Consider the following 17,635-nt stretch of genomic DNA (forward strand, 5'->3'; position numbering starts at 1 on the left):
AAAAAGAAAATAATAAAGGAGAATTTCTACTATGAATATCTTTTTAACTGGCGGAACAGGTTTTATCGGAAGACATCTGCTCCCTGAATTGGCTTCTGAGCACCAAGTTTATGTACTCGTACGTCAAAAAAGCCGTTTGGATGCAATCGTAAACCAATTACCGACCAATCAACAGCCTAACATCCTGCCAGTCATTGGCGATCTAACTAAACCCAGATTAGGTTTAGATGATACTAGCTATAAGCAAATGCTTACCACGGATCTGATCATCCATGCAGGCGGCCCCATGGATATCGGGTTAAGCCTCAGTGAAGCAGAGCAATCTTTTCTCTATCCAGCCAGATCCCTTGTTCAACTGGCCAAAGATATTGATAACGCAAAAGGTTTAAAGCATTTCATCCATCTCTCAGGTTTCATGAGTCCTTATCATGAACAAAATGCACTGTCGGATATGGATCACGTGCTAGATAAAGAGCCGCCCTATGAAAAAATGAAGTTTCTAGCAGACTCCTATATACGTAAATCTCTTCATGCTATGAACATCCCATTATCTACAGTTAATCCTAGTGTTGTCGTTGGGAATTCCTTCTCAGGGGAGACGGAGCAGCTCGGGGGTCTTAGTATCTTAATCGATGCAGTGAGACGAAACCTTATGCCACTCGTTCCAGGTGGCGATGACTACTGGTTGCCCATGGTACACGTTGATCATGTTGCCTCATTTATTGCAAAGCTTGCTGATACAGAAGGATTATCAAGTAATACCTACTATTTATTAGATAGTAAACAAGCGAGTCCATCCATTCGAGCCTTGATTCAACTTATTGCAAAAGAACTGCGAACAGCCAAGCCCTTTGGGACAGTATCGTTTCCGTTATTAAAAACCATTCTTGGAATGGGTTTTGGAAAGCTTCTTGGCATTCCAAAGGAGTCCATGAACTTTCTTGTCAAATCAGAATTCCCCATCGATACTAAATTAGAAATCGAACAACTAAGTAAGATAAAATTTTCCATCGTGCCATCTACACTGCCGTTTATAGTAAGCGATCTGGATTATCGGTTAAATCATTTAGGAGTGAAGCGGCAGGAGAGCTTTTCTCAACAAAGAAGAACGAATTTAATCTCATTGGAAAAAGATACGCATGGCATCCCTGTTATTTTTCTTCATGGGACGTTTAGCGGTGCGGATGCCCTATTGCCTATCGCAGAATCCTTAAGTGATATTAATACATGGTTCATTGATTTACCCGGATTTGGACGCACTCCATACCACCATGAACCTTCTGTTATAGAAGGCTATGTAGATAGTGTAGCAGCCATGATTATCGAGTTAAATAAACCCGTTATATTGGTTGGCCATTCATTTGGCGGTTTGATTGCCGCCCGAGTCATGCAACGCCAGCCTTCACTGATCCATCAGCTTATTATGCTGCAGCCTGTCTTGCATCCTATAAAACCTAAATACAAAATTCAAGGTGTCACAAAACTAATTTTAAAATATATGAAGCCTGCCAAGCTGAAAAGAGAGCTGCTTAAAAACAAAAATTTCGTAGCACCCAGCAAATATTTAGAGGATTATGTACATGATGTGGTTCGTGATTTAAAATCACCCCGCATCCGCACAACTAACGCCACGGTCATGTCATCGTTAACAGAATCGAAGTCTATTCAACTGGATCCTAAGAAGTGGGATGAGACCAAGGTCAACATATTATGGGGAGACATGGACAAAGAATATCATATTCCAAAGTCATACGAACACCTTGATATTGCTCATATTCCATATGGCCATCAATTTCCTATTGAACGTCCCGAACAAACGGCCCACTGGATTCGTCAGGTTTTGAAGGTTTGAAGTAGGACTTCTGGTAGAAATAGTGTTGCATGAATCTACTAAATCCAGAAACACTGATTCTTCTCTCTAAAAATCGATTTGGAAAGGGCGGAAAGCCCCCGCTCAGACCTTTCAGCCTAGAGATGACGTCCATGCTGGGCGTACTAGCTCCCCCCCGACCGTAAGAGGTCGGGGGGTTACATGTTGGTGAAGACGAACCGTGGATGTACAAATCCACAATTCGCCGACGTGTTCCCTGCGTGCAAGGAGCAAACAAATATCAATCTTGTTTCATGATACCTGTAATTTGATCAGCAAGTGCCATTGCAGCGGAATAGCCTGAACTCCAGGCCCATTGCAAATTATAGCCACCGCAATCTCCATCAACATCCATCACTTCTCCGGCAAAATAGAGCCCAGGTACTAGCTTCGATTCTAGTGTTCCTTCTCTTAACTCTGTTGTATCAATGCCACCGGCAGTCGTTTGTGCATTCGTGAAACCATTGGTATCTGTTACAATAAATTCCCAACGCTTTATGAGTTGGCATAAGGTTTTCTTAACTTTCCACGATAAATCCTGACATAGGAGGTTCGGCTGATGATCGATCCCCGCTTCTTTCAACAGAATAGGGATCAGCTTCTTGTTAAAAATTCCAATCAAGGAAGCTGCAACAGTTCGGTAGCCGAATGTCCCCCAATGCGTAGTCATAAAATCGACGACTTCCTCCTCAGTGCGGTCTGGCATCAAATCAAGTGATAAGGTTACTGTTTCTCCCATTTTGAGTTGATACGCAGCCTTCCGGCTTAGCTGGAGAATCGGTGGGCCGGAAACGCCGTAGTTTGTAAAGAGGATTTCCCCATATTCACTGCGAATAACCTCGCCGTTGACGATGATATGACCTAACCCCTCGAATTTGACGCCAGACAACTCCTTTAGATCCGGATATTGCAGCTTCAACTGTACGATCCCTGGTACAGGATCGATCATTGTGTGTCCCAGTCGCTGGGCAAGCATATAACCAGATCCATCTGTTCCTGTCTTTGGTGCGGTAAGGCCGCCTGTACATATAAAGAGATAATCGCTAGTATACACGACATCGCCCTCTGCCTCCGTTTGGCACGAAATCGTAAATCGCGGATGCCCCTGCGATACGGTAATATCCATCACCCTGGTTTTGAAGTGTATCGGAACATACCGATCTTCTAGCGCGATTCGAAAAACTTCTAATACAGATGCAGCCTGTAGTGACATCGGATACATCCGGCCATTCTCAATGGCGAGCAACGGAAGGCCGAGTGTGTTGAAAAAATCGACAGTTTGTCGAACGCCAAATTGCTGAAGCACAGGCAGTGGGAATTCCTTTTGGTTACTGTGATATTTATGCGATAGTGCAACCGCCTCGTCCGTACCCTTTGCCGTGGATTGGTTCGTAATGTTACAACGCCCATTGCCAGTTGTGAGCACCTTCTTTCCTACCCGGTCATTGCCTTCAATGATTGCGACATCGATCCCTCGATCTCGTGCAGTAACCGCGGCCATAAGACCTGAAGCGCCTGCACCGATAATAAACAGCTCGTGGTGCATTGTAGATTTCGACTTATACATATGTGTTGAATTCATTCCTTTTTCTAATGTCTTCATTTGAAAATATGTCTCCCCAACGCCATTGCGGCCGTATATCCGGAACTCCAGGCCCATTGCAGGTTGTATCCGCCGAACTCGCCGTCGACATCCATCACCTCGCCAGCGAAATAGAGCCCCGGCACGAGCTTAGATTCCAACGTGTCGGCGAAGAGATCTTTTGTAACGATACCTCCGGCTGTCGCTTGTGCCTTCTCGAAGCTATGGGTATCTGTTACTTTGAATTCCCAACGCTTCAGTATTTTATAGAAGATTCCTTTTGTTTTCCATGAGAGATCCTGGCAAAGGAGGTTTGGCTCTTGATCGATTTTTGCCTCCTTCAGCAAGACAGGGATCAGCTTCTTGTGTAAAAACCCGATGAAGGACTCCGCAACTGGCCGGTGTGTGAATGTCCCCCAGTTCATCTCCAAGAATTCGATAACCTCCTCCTTCGTGCGGTTCGGCATCAAATCGATGGATAAAGTCACGGAATCCCCTCTCGAAAGATGAACGGCGGCGATCCGGCTGAGTTGAAGAATCGGTGGTCCAGAAAAGCCGTAATCGGCGAAATGAATTTCACCGGTTTCACTGCGAACGACCTTGCCATTCACGAGAATGTGTGCTCGTCCCTGAAGTTTAATGCCCGATAGAGCCTTCATGTATGGGTATTGCACCTTTAATTGCACAATTGCCGGAACAGGCTCGACCATGGCGTGCCCCATGCTTTGAGCAAGTACATACCCAGAACCATCCGTCCCCGCATTCTGGCCAGTGAGGCCGCCCGTACATATAAACAGGTATTCGCTGGTATAGACAACCTGCTCGTCTGTCTCATTTTGGCATGTAATCTTGAATCGCGGATGATCCGTCGATACGGTAACATCTAGCACTTTGTTGTTAAGGTATACCGGAACATTCCGTTCCTCCAGAGCAAGCTCGAAAATATCCAACACAGATGCAGCCTGCAGCGACATCGGATACATTAAGCCTTCTTTCAATTTTGTGAGTGGCAATCCAAGCATATTGAAAAAGTCAATGGTTTGACGGATGCCAAATTGCTGCAACACAGGCAACGGAAATTCATCCTGACTGCTGTGATACTTTCCCGATAATGCCACTACTTCGTCGTCGGTATCCGTCATAGTGGAATCGTTCGTAATATTGCAACGACCGTCGCCTGTCATTGCAATTTTTTTCCCAATACGGTCATTCCCCTCTAGAATGGCGGTATCGATACCCAAATCCCGCGCTGTAACGGCGGCCATGAGTCCTGATGCGCCTGCACCGATAATAATCAACTTGTGGTGTAGGGAAGTCTGATAATCGAGCATGGTTGTTCAATGCACCCCTTGTCCAATAATTTATATATAGGAAATGTGATTTTTCTGAATGAAACTACACTATGTATAATTATAGCATAACCGATAGAATACTCCTGACATCACGTCTCGTTACAGTAATACCCTAAATATAGAAAAAAACCACAACCTAGTGCGGTTATGGATTTGCATGGACGGTTGTCCTTACCGAAGAAGAATTGAATCGGCGATTATGAGATTGATGTGTTGATTTAAAATCCCCCCGCATCCGCACAAAATATCAAAAACCCCGATCTCTTGCTGTCGGGGTTTTACATAAATATGTTTATTTTTAGAAATACAAACAACCTCAATTGCAGCAGCTTGACCTATAGAATATATCTACTCTTCGTTTTTGGACTCTGCCCCTGTAGTTACAATTACCATCTTCTTGGCAGCATCCCACTTCACTTCTGCACCTAACGCCTCAGAAACAAAGCGAATTGGCACATAAACTCTGTACCCATGAAAACGTGATGGAATCTTAAGCTGCACTTTACGATCTCCAACCTCTACGATCTTGCTGTTTACAGGCATATTAATTTTTGTCCCATTTAATTCAAGCCTAACTCCAAAATAATACTGCTCATCAATTAAATACTTCTCAAACTCTACCTCAGCTCCTAAAGCTTCACTTACAAAACGAACAGGAATCATTACACTATCCTGATCAAAATAAGGCTTCTCATCAGGGAACTCAATTGTTTTTCCATCTACTTGTACTGAAACCTCCACTTTCTCAGCAAAAGCAGTAGCCCCAAAAACACTAAATACCATTGCCAGTGCAAGCAACGACACTACTAATCTCTTTTTAAACATATCCATTCTCCTTTATAATTATTTGCTTGTTTATGCTTAATCGCTTAACTAAAATAATACAGTTCTTTCCCATTGCAATAAAATATTACCATATAAATAGCGAGTATAGGTGCGTAAGGATGGAAATTAAGATAGAATTAAGATAACCAAGTTTTGCATAATAAAAAATACAAATTCAAATTAGGGCAACCTATCCCATTAGAGCATCCAATTGAGTTGTCAGAGCACCATTATAATGGTTTACAGCAAACGTTATACACGACATTGGAGCATTTAAAGAAATCTCGATATTTACACGAATTATCTTACTGGTGGCATAGGTAGAACTCTTTAGTAACACAATTGGGCTAATGCACATAAACTGGTGTACTAAAACTAGTTTATTTTGCATTGGAGATGTGTGTATTGAGTAATTTAAAGAATAAAGATAAAATTCAGCAAAAGGGGCAGACTTCTCCCGTCAGCATGGTCAGAAAACTCCCAACTGTACGTGGGAATGTAAAGACTAGCTCAACAAACTCTGATTCGTCTATAAGTTCTATTTCTATGGCTATTGATACATGTGCAAATCGCGCTTTTCGAATTCCTATATTTTTAAGTACAACAAATACTGTAAACGATATTCAAGCACAATTTTTAAATCGTCTTGTTTTGGAAATTGAAGATGCATTACTCTTCCCACGTACTCTACCTGTTAGCGAACAGTATCCAGAAAATATTTTGACGAATATACGACGCCTAGTATTTTCTAGTTACGGATTACTAGCTATTAATTTTCGGAGATTTTTTGTTGAGATTTTGGAATCAAACGTAGGGGCGCCACCAACAACCACCCCATTCTGGGAAGGATCTACCTTTTCTCAAATTGAGCCTGCGATGGCTTTTCAATTCGGAATTCCGATATTATTAGTTAGAGAAGCAGGAACGGACGTGAGCAATGGAATATGGACTGGGGGAATTACACCACTCAACATTTTTGTTGATTGGGATTCAGAAAACCAATCCGTAGAACAATTTTTTAACAGTATTCAATGGAGAGAGGTTTTTGCCAATTGGACTGCAGAAGTAAGGAATAACTATTTTCTAAGAACAGAACCTGTGTTTAATAATCAGCATTAATAAAAAAGTGTTGCATGCAGTAAGAACTAATTAACCCAAACTAGTACAGTAAATTCTGATTGAATTTCTGTGAATAGTTTGGTTTTTTTGTAGAGCCTATATTTTTCAAAATAATAAATTAAAAATGAGATTCTTTCTATGAAAATCAGGCTAATACTCCATATTATTTCAATTAAAGTATTTTAAATTAATATATCTCATATCATAGGAGGATGATTAGAGTTGAAAAAATTAAGGTCTCTGTTTATTATTTTGATGAGTATGATTTTTGCTTTTACTTTAACTGGTTTGGACTAAGTATGGAGGCATCCGCCGCAACTGCACGTACTCCATTCGTATTTGTTCATGGATTAACTGGGTCAGACAGTAACTTTACGTTAATTGAAAGGTATCTGCGTAGAGAGGGATGGGCAACTAATGAGTTATTTGCAATTGATCTACCAAGCGAGGCAGGAAACCAACTTTTGAACTCAGCGGCAATTAGCCGATTCGTAGATGATGTGCTTCGTCAAACAGGACATTCAAAGGTTCATATTGTTGCTCATAGTATGGGAGGAGCCAACAGCTTATATTATATTCTGAACCGAGGAGGCATTGATAAAGTAGATAAATTGATTACGCTAGGTGGAGCGAATCGCTTAACAACAAGTAGCGCACCAAGAGGCGTGATAGTAACTTCAATTTATTCAACCAGCGATACCATCGTTTCGCCTATTTTGTTCAGACTGGACGGGGCGGACAATATCTCCGTTAATCTAGTATCTCATATCGGCTTGCTCTATAATTCCAGAATTAATGCCTTGATTAAGGCTGCACTTGTAGAGAAGCAACGTAGGTTACACTTCGAAATGACTGATCTATCTTCTAGATCAGTCTCTTTTTCAAATGCTTGGCAATGAGTTTGTCTCACTTAGATCTGTAGATAGGCTTTAAGTCAGATTTAACTAGATTCTTAGTTACAATGCTTCTTTTGTATAATTTTTGGAATCGTTAATATTCAAGTTTAAATGCCACATCATCTGATATATATATACCTCTTTATCCCTTGCACCACGCAGTAACTTGTAATCAATAAAATGAATTGGAGAAATTACAGTGAGTACAGAACTAATATTAAGAATAGCGACGATAGAAGATTTAGTTTATGTAGAAAAAATGTTTAAAAATGCGATTGAAGTGATGGCGAGCAACGGAATTAATCAATGGGATAACATTTATCCAAACAAGGAAATTTTAAAAGAAGACATATTAAAAGGTGAAATGTTCATTGGAGTAGTGGCTAATAAAATAGCTTGTGCTTTTGTACTAAATAGTAATTATGATGAAGAATACATTAATGGCGATTGGAAATATGGAAATGAATCTTTTAGCATAGTTCATAGATTATGTGTTAATCCTGATTTCCAAAATCAAGGTATTGGTACTCGTAGTATGGTACTAATTGAAAAAATGTTAAGAAAAAATGGGATTAAATCTATTAGATTAGATGCTTTTTCATTAAATCCATCTGCTTTACGATTATATGAGAAGATAGGTTATGTAAGAGTAGGAGAAGCAAATTGGAGAAAGGGACTATTTTATTTATATGAAAAGAAGATATAGGTACGGTTGAATAAAGAAAGCAACGTTCCTCCCTGATTATATCTCTAACTAATTTCTTATAATCTGAAAACCTTTCCTTTTCAATAGTCATTAAGATCAATGTTCTCACTAGTCATTAAGATCAATGTTCTCACTCAAAATCTATTAATATAGTAATTAGTATTACCTAAAATATACTGATATACAAAAACGGACACCAACTGGTGTCCGTTTCTCATACTACATATGGAGGCGAGGGGAGTCGAACCCCTGTCCGAAGGCAACGCCACATAGGTGTCTACGGGTGTAGTCACAGTTTTAATGTCGGTCTAGCAAACGCCCTGCAACTGGCTTTCACTAAACCCAGCCTGATTGTCTTCTTCTGCACACCCCAGGCGGAGATGTAACAGCGTATCCCACTAAAGTTGAGCCCCTACATCCGGCACATGGGCGATGCAGGAGAGGAGCACGCTAACAGGTTATTAAGCTGCTAAAGCGTAGTTGTTTTGTGTTTTGCCATTTAATAGGCTTTAGCGTTGATGAAGTGGCCGCGTCCCCACTACCCGCTACCCACGCTCGATCTACCCCCGTCGAATCCAAAAAACGCCCCCGTAATAAAAGGTGTACGTTTAATCGTACGGTTAGCATCAAGCTAGGTGCAATATAAGAGTACATCTAATTTGTTACATCCCTAGTATAGCACAGCAATCATCACGTCAGTAGTAAAGATTACTTACAAATTAACCACAATTCGTAAAAACAAAAAATTATCTAGCGATCTTTTGCTTTTCACGAAGTACACGCTGGATATCGCGTTGTGCATCGCGTTTTGCCGCCGCTTCGCGCTTGTCATATTGCTTTTTACCTCGACCTAAGCCAAGCAACAATTTAGCGTAGCCATTACGCACATATACCTTTAGTGGCACAATCGTGTATCCCTCTTGCTTAGCTAAACCAAGCAACTTAGAGATTTGAGCTTTGTGCATCAACAGCTTGCGTGTCCGTGTTGGATCAGATGGATTATTCCGATTCCCTTGTTCAAATGGACTAATGTGCATATTATGAATGAAAATCTCTCCATTACGGATCGTAGCAAAAGCATCCCCAATATTGGCCCGAGCATTACGAACAGACTTTATTTCAGTTCCAGTCAACACCATGCCTGCTTCAAACGTATCCTCGATGAAATAATCATGGGAGGCCTTTTTATTTTGCGCTAGCACTTTACCATCATTTTTTTTCCCCATGCTACCTTCACTCCTTCATCGACTTTACAATTGAACATTTTTACCTGTCAAATGCTTACATACCTGCGTTATAGAACGAAACATTAACGAAATTCATTCACAAAGCTAGACTATAATTGTAGCAATAATAGGTAGTAAAATCAAACAAACTTAACAGATCACCTGAATAATTTTTATTTCATGCTCAGATTCCAGCCTAATTATTATTAATTCAAGTTGAAACCTGAACATGAGCGATAAAAATTTAACTTTAATTACTTTCCTACTTCCTTTTCTTCCTAACAAATGCGGCGGTAGCTTGGTTTGACTTCCCTTTGTTCTTTTTGCGCTTTTTCCCTTCTCTTGGTGGGCCAGACTCCCCTTGGTTTCCTTCACCATTACTTCCATTTCCAGCCGAAAAGGACTCGCCTACAAAAATGCCACTTTTAGACGTTTTTTTCCGTCTGCCTTGGCCATTACCGCCGCCTTTTGGGTTACTTTTGCCTCTACGTTCACCACGATCATTATAGTTAGGATTGACTCCCTGGGAATAACCACCTTTACCAGAGCCAAATTCAAAGCGAATTCCACTACGCTCTGAACCTTGACCTTTTAATTCTCCTTGCCCTTGTCCTTGTGATTCTCCTTGTCCCTGACCTTGTCCGTGGCTATGTGTTCCTCGACCTGCTTCAACATGACCTACTTTTGAACTATCTCTGTTATCCCTGCTGTCTCTACCGAAAATTAACGGCTCTCCTGAACGTCCACCTTTTTTACTTTTAGATTTACGACCGCCATAGCCACCAGAACCAACAAAGTTACTTTCTGCCTTGCCCTTGCGTTTACCACGTTCTGATCCAGAGACAGCCCCAGAGCCATTATTAGCGCCGTAACCTCCACCTTGACCCGCACGAGTTTTCTTCCCTTTTTTATCTGAGCGGAAACCTCTATCTGGACTAGAGCCTGACTTAGTACCTGATCTAGAACCTGTACCAGCGCTTCCTGCGTTACCTCTATAGCTATCTGGCAAGCCACGTTCTCTGCGTCTTCCTTTACTATCCACAAGTTCAAAGTCGATTGTATGATCGTCCATATTGACGCGGGCTACCCGAATTTTCACTTCATCACCAATGCGATAAATTTTAGAAGTACGTTCCCCAATTAACGCCATGTGTTGCTCATGGAAATTGTAGTAGTCATCATACATCGCACTTAGGCGGATTAAGCCCTCTACGGTGTTATCTAATTCAATAAACATCCCAAAGCTTGTCACACTACTAATAATGCCAACAAATTCTTCTCCAACCTTATCCAGCATAAATTCTGCCTTCTTCAGTTGCTCTGTATCCCGTTCAGCCTCTACCGCAAGCCGCTCACGCTCTGAAGACTGTTGGGCAATCTCCCCGACACGACTCGCCAAATACTCCTGTCTTGCTTCAGGCAATACGCCTTTGTTTTCAATAACCTCACGAATAATACGGTGAATACAAAGGTCAGGATAACGACGAATTGGTGAAGTAAAATGAGTATAAAAGTCAGCAGCTAAGCCAAAGTGACCTGTGCTTTCTGCGTCATATTTCGCCTGTTTCATGGAACGTAACATCATGGTACTAATGACTGTTTGTTCCTTTGTTCCAGAAATCTCCTCTAACAAGGACTGTAAGGCACGAGGATGCACCTTATTTCCTTTTCCCCCCTTCACCGCATAACCAAAGTTAGCCGCAAACGCCATAAAGTTCATCAGCTTCTCTTGATCTGGGTCCTCATGAATCCGATAAATAAACGGAACCTTAAGCCAGTGGAAATGCTCTGCTACCGTTTCATTGGCTGCAAGCATAAACTCTTCAATAATCTGCTCCGCAATGGAGCGGTCACGTTTCACTATATCAACTGGTTTCCCGTTTTCATCCACGAGCACTTTGGCCTCGGCAAAGTCAAAATCAACCGCTCCCCGCCCCATCCGGCGTTTACGCAGTCTAAGTGCTAGATCCTCCATCGTTTTGAATGTATCCACTAAATCTGCATATCTTTCAGTGACTTCAGCATCTTCATTTTTTAAAATTTTGCGTACATTGGTATAAGTCATTCTTTCCGTCGTACGAATAACACTCGTGAACACATCATGATTAACAACCTTCATATGCTCGTCAAATTCCATTTCACATGACAAGGTAAACCGATCTACCTTAGGATTTAATGAACATATTCCATTGGATAATCGATGCGGCAGCATCGGAATGACACGATCCACTAGATACACACTACAGCCACGATTGTACGCCTCTTGATCTAGTTGTGAGTTTTCACGTACATAATAACCAACATCTGCAATATGCACACCTAATCTCAAGTTTCCATTTTCCAAACGCTCGACATGTACAGCATCATCTAAGTCTTTTGCATCCTCGCCATCAATCGTAACAATAACCTTATTTCTTAGATCACGTCGCCCTTGCTTAACAATCTCCTCTTCCGCAATGACATCTGGTGCAGCCGCAGCTTCAGCCATAACATCAACTGGAAAAGCCTCAGGAAGCTGATGCTTACGAATAATAGATAAAATATCGACACCAGGATCATCTTTATGCCCTAAAATCTCAATGATTTCACCTACCGCAGCGGTACGACCTTCAGGATAACTCACAATTTTTGCGACAACCTTGTCCCCATCTACAGCACCCAAAAAACTTTCCATAGGTACAAAAATATCACGATGCACACGTTTATCATCTGGAATAACAAATCCGTATGAGTTATTATGCTGGAATACCCCAACAATTTGAGTGATGGATCTGCTAACAATGCGGACAACCTCACCCTCAAGCTTTCCACCACTAGACCCTCGCGCATTCACCCGAACAAGCACAATATCTCCATTCATTGCACTTTTTAGATCATTGGCATGTACATAGACATCAGGATGATCAGGCTCTTCAGAAATAAGAAAAGCGAATCCCTTAGCGTGCACCTGTAGCCGTCCTTTTACTAATCCCATCCGATCAGGGACTCCATACCTACCATTTCTCGTTAAAATGATCTGTCCCTCTTGCTCTAACTTATCTAATAATGCCTTAAAGTCACTGATTTCCTCTTTACTTACATACTCAAAATGCTCCTTCAGCTCTTGAATCGTCATTGGCTTATAGGCAGTTTCCTTCATAAAAGAAAGCAACCCAACTTCATTTATCATTATGTCACCTCAAATGTACGCTCTAAATTTTTCCTATTTTCATTTGGTTAATCCTAGTATACACGATTATTGATCATTACATCCTTACTTTGTAAAGAGACACATTTTACATTTATCTTTGATTTTCTTAGTCATTTGTATGGAAACCATTCATTAAATGTATTTATTTCCCTCAATACATTGAATTCCATAAAATAGTGAAAAAAATACAAATGATATTATAAATATTTTATTAAAAAAATGATTATATTTTACTAAATTTCCTACCAGCATTTGCCGAAATAAAGAATATTGTGCATTTTATAGTGGTGCTTTCTATTTAGTTGTTTTAAAAATTCATGTTATAGAAGGAGAAATTAACGTAATGGATAATATGAAAATACTGCAAACCCGAAATAAACTATTTGTCAAAATAATTTGGATCATGGCAATTTTAGGTGTTGTTACGGATATTATGGTTGGTGTTGACAGCTCCATGCTCATGACTCTTTCCATCGTGTCTGTCATCTGCTGTTCTATCGCTACTTATATGACCTATGCTAACCGAGGCACAAAATACGTCATGTTTGTCATTCCACTTATCGTTGCCGCATTAACATTTCTTTTAATCTTCCAAGATCCAGAACCAATTATCGGAACGTATCTGCTCGTTTATTTAAATCTTGGGTTAATGACGTTATATTCGAATTATAAGCCTATTGTGTTTGCAGGAATTTTGGGAATAGCCACAACCCTTTATTTTTATTTCACTCCTTTTTACCATGATAAAATGTTTACGCGCGAACCACTAAGCTACTTGCTTTTATTTTTGTGTTTTACGACAGTAGCCCTTGCTTTTGCCGCTAGATTTAGTGAGAAGCTACAAAAGGCAGTCTTGGAAAAGCAACGCGATACTGAGCAAGCAAAAGCGGAAAGTGATGCTGTATTAACAAAGCTCCAATCATCCATTGATGTTCTAACCAATTTAAGTGCTGGTTTGAGAGATAATGTAACGGTTACTGGAACCATTTCCAAGGAAATAACACTTGCTTTTAGTGAAGTGTCATCAAGTATGGAGAAACAAACTCATAATTTACAAGACATCAATGCCTCTGTACATACCGTTAACGATGTAATCCAACAATCTGTAGACAGCTCTGTCCAACTACATGAGTTATCAGATACGATGCTAGGCAATACCCATAATGTAAAAGGGGAAATCAAAACTTTTGCTCAGCAAATACAAGGTTTAAAGCAAACGATCACATCTATGGTTCATCAAATGGACCAATTAAATGAGCAAAGCCAACAAATTAGCACCATTGTACAAACTATTTACACGATTTCCATGCAAACTAATCTTTTGGCTATGAATGCAGCGATTGAAGCCGCACATGCGGGTGAGCATGGCAAAGGCTTTACAGTGGTCGCCGATGAAATACGAAAGCTTGCCGAGCATTCTCGTGCATCAACGGAAGAGATTAACTCGATTTTAGAGGATGTAATGGGACGTATTGTAAATGTTAGCGAAGAGGTTGCGGTAGGACATGAGGCCATTATCGCAAGTGAAAGTAAATTTGGGGAAATCACTCAATTTGTAAATACTGTAGCGGCCGAATCAGAAAATATTAGTGAACACTCCGATCAAGCAGATGCCCAAATGACACAAATTAAACAAAAATACAATAATATCGTAGAGCATATTCAATCTATTGCAGAGGGTACTGAAAATAATATGAGTACTACCGAAGAAATATTGGCAAGTATTGAAGCGCAGGACGGAAAAATCGCGGAAATTGTGAAGTTATATCAAGATCTGGACGAGCTGATTTCTACCCTTTCGAAAGAATAGCTTAAAAAAACATTATGCGCCCATCATAGTTGGCAATGCAAAACTATTTTATGTATTGTGCATTGCTACTATGATGGGCACATCTATTGTAATCAAATTATGTAATGGGCTCTGAAACACTATGACATACATTCATAAACCACGGGTACGTTTCCTTAGCTTGATAAAATTGCTCTGCATGAATGATTGCAGGAATAACGTAATCCCCTTTATAAAAAATTTTCTCTCCTACGCGTGACATCGGTACATGATAAGAAACCTTTAAAGCACGGAATAAAATGGGTTCCAGCAATGTCACATAATGATGAATATTATTTTGCTCTGCATATAACACAATTGCTGCTAATAAACGATCTAAATTTTTCCCTCGACGATTCTCTTGTAAAATGGCAACCTTATCAACCTCAGCAATATGATTGGGATCTGATTGAATCGACGCTTGCTTATGGAATGGAGCTATCTCGTCCAAATCTCCTTGATGTTTTGGATGATAGGGCTTTATTTCAACTGTGGCTACAGGATTGCGATGCTCATCAAAAATAAGACATTGATCTAACACTTCATCAAAATACTCAAGCTCAAATCCCTTTTCAACCCAAGCTTGTGTCCAAATCTGATTAAAAATCAATCGTTCTTCTTCGTTTTCTACTATTTTAAACATCATTTTCCCCCATTCTTTCAGAAGGTCCAAAAGCACCAACTAAACACCCTAATTTCCTAGCATATGGGCTTTGTATACTAAAATAGTAATATGATTCCTATTTTGAGGGCAATACAATATTTAACATATAGTCCAATAATGTGATTAAAAGTTACCATATTTCGATAAATTGGTTCTTTTTACCTTGATAAAAAACTAATAAAACTTTCATTTATATAGGACTGTGTGACTAGTACAATTTATGTATGAGTGGCTTAATTAAAGGGGAGGGTTAAATAGGGGTAAATAAAATAAAACATAAAAAGACGCATACAAAATTGTATACGCCTTTGAATAATTACTTATTGATTTCGTTCAATCCGTTCATTATTTAACTACAATCGCAACTACGATTGATAAGATAAAAAATCCGGCTCCAAGTCCTACCGTTACACGTTGTAGTACTAATTCCATACCACGTGCCTTTGATTTACCAAAAAGATGTTCCGCACCTCCGGAGATGGCACCGGACAGACCTGCGCTTTTCCCCTCTTGTAGTAAGACCGCAGCAACTAGACCGATCGAGAAAATCACAAGCAATATTTTTAATAGGATTTCCATTCAACCCACCTCCTAAAGACTGGTATAAACAGCATTTATATTTTAACATAGCCTGTATAAGAACACAATGATTAGTTATGGGCAGCTCTCCAAAGGAGGCTAAACACGCAAAATAAAAATCACAGACTATATTAATTACAGACTATATTAATCACGGGTTCAGCAGTAACCTGCACATTCCCTGCAACAGCTCTGGAAATCATACATGCTCCTTCCGCCTGCATGGCTAGACGACGCACATGCTCTACTATCGCCGTATCTGAACCTTCCTTTAACTCAATAGTTGGACGATGTACAATGGACTCAAAAGTAAAAATATTATTGGTTACATCTACGGTCGCTTCGGAATGAAGGGTATGTGAAGCAGGTACAATACCTGCACGCTCTAACATCGCCGCTAGCGTAATTAAGTAACATGTCGAAGCCGCACCTAACAGCATCTCATCAGGGTTTGTCCCCACCCCAGGCCCACCCATTGGAACTGGTATTGAAACTGTTGATTTTAAATTGCCTGCCTCTATAATTCCTTTACTATTTCTCCCACCCTCCCAAGTGGCATCTAGTTTAAATATATGCTTCATGGAGCTTAGACCTCCTTTAGCGAAGTAGATTTGCGTACAATAACCTCCGTATTTACATATACCTGCACATTAATACCATCGTTAATCACATGGCTAGGCTCAGCTTGATTACTACGATGGCTAGCGTCAGCATGATTCACTTTTTGGAGTAGGACATCCATCGCGGTTTTAGCCATCACGTCTTTTTTCACTTGAATCGTCGTTAGTTCAGGGCTAATAATTTCCGCTTCAAAAATATTGTCAAAGCCCATCACTGCAACCTCTTCAGGTACCTTGATGCCTAGCTCTTGAAATGTTTTGATTGCACTAATCGCCATATAATCATTTTCACAAAAAATAGCCTCAGGTAATTGCTCAGCCTTACTATTAGCCTTAATCTGCTCAATTTCCGCTTTAAAAGAAGGCTGCGAGACGACAGACATCGGATTCATATAATAAGTGAGCTTATCCTCTAATTGTAGCCCTCCTTCCTTAAGAGCTGCTTCAAAGCCTTGCTTCCGTTTAATAAAGTTTACAATTCGCACATCGGACTGAACGTAACCAATGGATTTATAGCCTTGGCCCAAGAGGAACCTCCCTGCTTGATACCCACCTAAATAATTATTGATTCCCACAATACTGGCATCCACCTGTTCTAAGCAAGTATCCATTACGACGACATTTTTATGGACAGATAAGACAGACTCAATCATATCTGCAGTTAAGTTTGTTCCTAACAGCAAAATTCCCGCAGAAGACTGCTCACTTTCTAGCGTTTCAATTTCTTTATTCAGGTTTTGAACCGATACCGATGAAATGACAAGTGTATGCCCTTGTTCACCTGCATAGGACATTAAATGATGTATTAATTCATTAAAAAAGGGCTGCGATTCATAATGCTCAGTAACGATATCTACATTTTTACAGGCGATAAATCGAATTAAAGTATTGTTCTTAGGTGCTACCTTGTTACTTTTAAATGTACGTGGAATATATCCATTTTGTCGTGATATTTCTAAAATATGTTGTCTGGTCGCTTCGCTTACACCAGCTTTATTATTTAAAGCCAAGGAAACCGCCGATTTAGACACTCCGGCAAGTCTGGCTATATCATCTATTTTCACAAATACCACTCCTGATTCAAAGTACTCAGCATTTTGCATAATATGATCGTGTATAATATGATCATGAATGTTTATCCAAAATGCTCACTACTGAATTATAACATTAATTATTTA

14 protein-coding genes and 1 other RNA gene are annotated in these 17,635 nt (G+C 40.2%); 5 read left to right on the forward strand and 10 right to left on the reverse strand.

Annotated elements, in window-relative coordinates; translation table 11 throughout:
* The first annotated feature begins 31 nt into the window (after window positions 1-31).
* Window positions 32-1,852: an alpha/beta fold hydrolase gene (locus tag J2Z32_RS15585; RefSeq protein WP_210090105.1), complete on the forward strand. Its 1,821-nt coding sequence runs from the start codon at window positions 32-34 to the stop codon at window positions 1,850-1,852.
* A gap of 259 nt (window positions 1,853-2,111) precedes the next feature.
* On the opposite strand, the gene J2Z32_RS15590 is transcribed toward J2Z32_RS15585, so the two are convergent.
* The 3 genes from J2Z32_RS15590 to J2Z32_RS15600 all read right to left on the reverse strand — a co-directional run bounded on the left by J2Z32_RS15590 (window position 2,112) and on the right by J2Z32_RS15600 (window position 5,629).
* Window positions 2,112-3,473 carry a BaiN/RdsA family NAD(P)/FAD-dependent oxidoreductase gene (locus J2Z32_RS15590; RefSeq protein WP_245251520.1) on the reverse strand — a complete coding sequence of 454 codons (1,362 nt, stop codon included), beginning with the start codon at window positions 3,471-3,473 and terminating at the stop codon, window positions 2,112-2,114.
* A complete protein-coding gene (locus J2Z32_RS15595; RefSeq protein WP_210090106.1) occupies window positions 3,470-4,783 on the reverse strand; it encodes a BaiN/RdsA family NAD(P)/FAD-dependent oxidoreductase in 1,314 nt (437 codons plus the stop codon). Before J2Z32_RS15595 ends, J2Z32_RS15590 begins: the two co-directional genes overlap by 4 nt.
* Window positions 4,784-5,152: 369 nt before the next feature.
* Window positions 5,153-5,629 carry a copper amine oxidase N-terminal domain-containing protein gene (locus tag J2Z32_RS15600; protein ID WP_210090107.1) on the reverse strand — a complete coding sequence of 159 codons (477 nt, stop codon included), beginning with the start codon at window positions 5,627-5,629 and terminating at the stop codon, window positions 5,153-5,155.
* 465 nt (window positions 5,630-6,094) lie between these two features.
* Here J2Z32_RS15600 and J2Z32_RS15605 point away from each other — a divergent pair, with 465 nt between their 5' ends.
* The 3 genes from J2Z32_RS15605 to J2Z32_RS15615 all read left to right on the forward strand — a co-directional run bounded on the left by J2Z32_RS15605 (window position 6,095) and on the right by J2Z32_RS15615 (window position 8,350).
* A complete protein-coding gene (locus J2Z32_RS15605; protein WP_425343011.1) occupies window positions 6,095-6,748 on the forward strand; it encodes a hypothetical protein in 654 nt (217 codons plus the stop codon).
* Between the two features lie 212 nt (window positions 6,749-6,960).
* Window positions 6,961-7,647: an esterase/lipase family protein gene (locus J2Z32_RS15610; RefSeq protein WP_245251522.1), complete on the forward strand. Its 687-nt coding sequence runs from the start codon at window positions 6,961-6,963 to the stop codon at window positions 7,645-7,647.
* Window positions 7,648-7,843: 196 nt separating this feature from the next.
* Window positions 7,844-8,350: a GNAT family N-acetyltransferase gene (locus tag J2Z32_RS15615; RefSeq protein WP_210090109.1), complete on the forward strand. Its 507-nt coding sequence runs from the start codon at window positions 7,844-7,846 to the stop codon at window positions 8,348-8,350.
* A gap of 223 nt (window positions 8,351-8,573) precedes the next feature.
* Here J2Z32_RS15615 and ssrA read toward each other — a convergent pair.
* The 3 genes from ssrA to rnr all read right to left on the reverse strand — a co-directional run bounded on the left by ssrA (window position 8,574) and on the right by rnr (window position 12,745).
* Window positions 8,574-8,940, reverse strand: a transfer-messenger RNA (tmRNA) gene (gene ssrA / locus J2Z32_RS15620).
* A gap of 156 nt (window positions 8,941-9,096) precedes the next feature.
* Window positions 9,097-9,576: an SsrA-binding protein SmpB gene (gene smpB / locus J2Z32_RS15625; RefSeq protein WP_210090110.1), complete on the reverse strand. Its 480-nt coding sequence runs from the start codon at window positions 9,574-9,576 to the stop codon at window positions 9,097-9,099.
* A gap of 262 nt (window positions 9,577-9,838) precedes the next feature.
* Window positions 9,839-12,745, reverse strand: a complete 2,907-nt coding sequence (gene rnr, locus J2Z32_RS15630) for a ribonuclease R (protein WP_210090111.1) — start codon at window positions 12,743-12,745, stop codon at window positions 9,839-9,841.
* A 364-nt stretch (window positions 12,746-13,109) separates the two neighbouring features.
* Here rnr and J2Z32_RS15635 point away from each other — a divergent pair, with 364 nt between their 5' ends.
* Window positions 13,110-14,576: a methyl-accepting chemotaxis protein gene (locus J2Z32_RS15635; RefSeq protein ID WP_210090112.1), complete on the forward strand. Its 1,467-nt coding sequence runs from the start codon at window positions 13,110-13,112 to the stop codon at window positions 14,574-14,576.
* Window positions 14,577-14,673: 97 nt separating this feature from the next.
* On the opposite strand, the gene J2Z32_RS15640 is transcribed toward J2Z32_RS15635, so the two are convergent.
* The 4 genes from J2Z32_RS15640 to J2Z32_RS15655 all read right to left on the reverse strand — a co-directional run bounded on the left by J2Z32_RS15640 (window position 14,674) and on the right by J2Z32_RS15655 (window position 17,521).
* Window positions 14,674-15,237: a hypothetical protein gene (locus J2Z32_RS15640; protein WP_210090113.1), complete on the reverse strand. Its 564-nt coding sequence runs from the start codon at window positions 15,235-15,237 to the stop codon at window positions 14,674-14,676.
* A gap of 366 nt (window positions 15,238-15,603) precedes the next feature.
* On the reverse strand, window positions 15,604-15,837 hold the full coding sequence (gene secG / locus J2Z32_RS15645) for a preprotein translocase subunit SecG (RefSeq protein ID WP_210090114.1): 234 nt from the start codon (window positions 15,835-15,837) through the stop codon (window positions 15,604-15,606).
* Between the two features lie 131 nt (window positions 15,838-15,968).
* The gene (locus J2Z32_RS15650; RefSeq protein WP_210090115.1) at window positions 15,969-16,418 is read right to left on the reverse strand and encodes an OsmC family protein; all 450 of its coding nucleotides are present in this window, start codon (window positions 16,416-16,418) and stop codon (window positions 15,969-15,971) included.
* Window positions 16,419-16,423: 5 nt separating this feature from the next.
* Window positions 16,424-17,521, reverse strand: coding sequence for a LacI family DNA-binding transcriptional regulator (locus J2Z32_RS15655; protein WP_210090116.1), 1,098 nt, complete (start codon window positions 17,519-17,521; stop codon window positions 16,424-16,426).
* Window positions 17,522-17,635 lie beyond the last annotated feature (114 nt).

Source organism: Paenibacillus turicensis, assembly GCF_017873435.1.
GTDB classification, from domain to species: Bacteria; Bacillota; Bacilli; order Paenibacillales; family Paenibacillaceae; genus Fontibacillus; species Fontibacillus turicensis.

What these genes read in the sequence shown, in the direction of transcription:
- J2Z32_RS15590 (WP_245251520.1), bottom strand. Translation starts at nt 3,473, where the DNA reads ATGAAGACATTAGAAAAAGGAATGAATTCAACACATATGTATAAGTCG.
- rnr (WP_210090111.1), bottom strand. Translation starts at nt 12,745, where the DNA reads ATGATAAATGAAGTTGGGTTGCTTTCTTTTATGAAGGAAACTGCCTAT.
- J2Z32_RS15585 (WP_210090105.1), top strand. Translation starts at nt 32, where the DNA reads ATGAATATCTTTTTAACTGGCGGAACAGGTTTTATCGGAAGACATCTG.
- J2Z32_RS15635 (WP_210090112.1), top strand. Translation starts at nt 13,110, where the DNA reads ATGGATAATATGAAAATACTGCAAACCCGAAATAAACTATTTGTCAAA.
- J2Z32_RS15640 (WP_210090113.1), bottom strand. Translation starts at nt 15,237, where the DNA reads ATGTTTAAAATAGTAGAAAACGAAGAAGAACGATTGATTTTTAATCAG.
- J2Z32_RS15650 (WP_210090115.1), bottom strand. Translation starts at nt 16,418, where the DNA reads ATGAAGCATATATTTAAACTAGATGCCACTTGGGAGGGTGGGAGAAAT.
- smpB (WP_210090110.1), bottom strand. Translation starts at nt 9,576, where the DNA reads ATGGGGAAAAAAAATGATGGTAAAGTGCTAGCGCAAAATAAAAAGGCC.
- J2Z32_RS15600 (WP_210090107.1), bottom strand. Translation starts at nt 5,629, where the DNA reads ATGTTTAAAAAGAGATTAGTAGTGTCGTTGCTTGCACTGGCAATGGTA.
- J2Z32_RS15610 (WP_245251522.1), top strand. Translation starts at nt 6,961, where the DNA reads ATGATTAGAGTTGAAAAAATTAAGGTCTCTGTTTATTATTTTGATGAG.
- J2Z32_RS15605 (WP_425343011.1), top strand. Translation starts at nt 6,095, where the DNA reads ATGGTCAGAAAACTCCCAACTGTACGTGGGAATGTAAAGACTAGCTCA.
- J2Z32_RS15595 (WP_210090106.1), bottom strand. Translation starts at nt 4,783, where the DNA reads ATGCTCGATTATCAGACTTCCCTACACCACAAGTTGATTATTATCGGT.
- secG (WP_210090114.1), bottom strand. Translation starts at nt 15,837, where the DNA reads ATGGAAATCCTATTAAAAATATTGCTTGTGATTTTCTCGATCGGTCTA.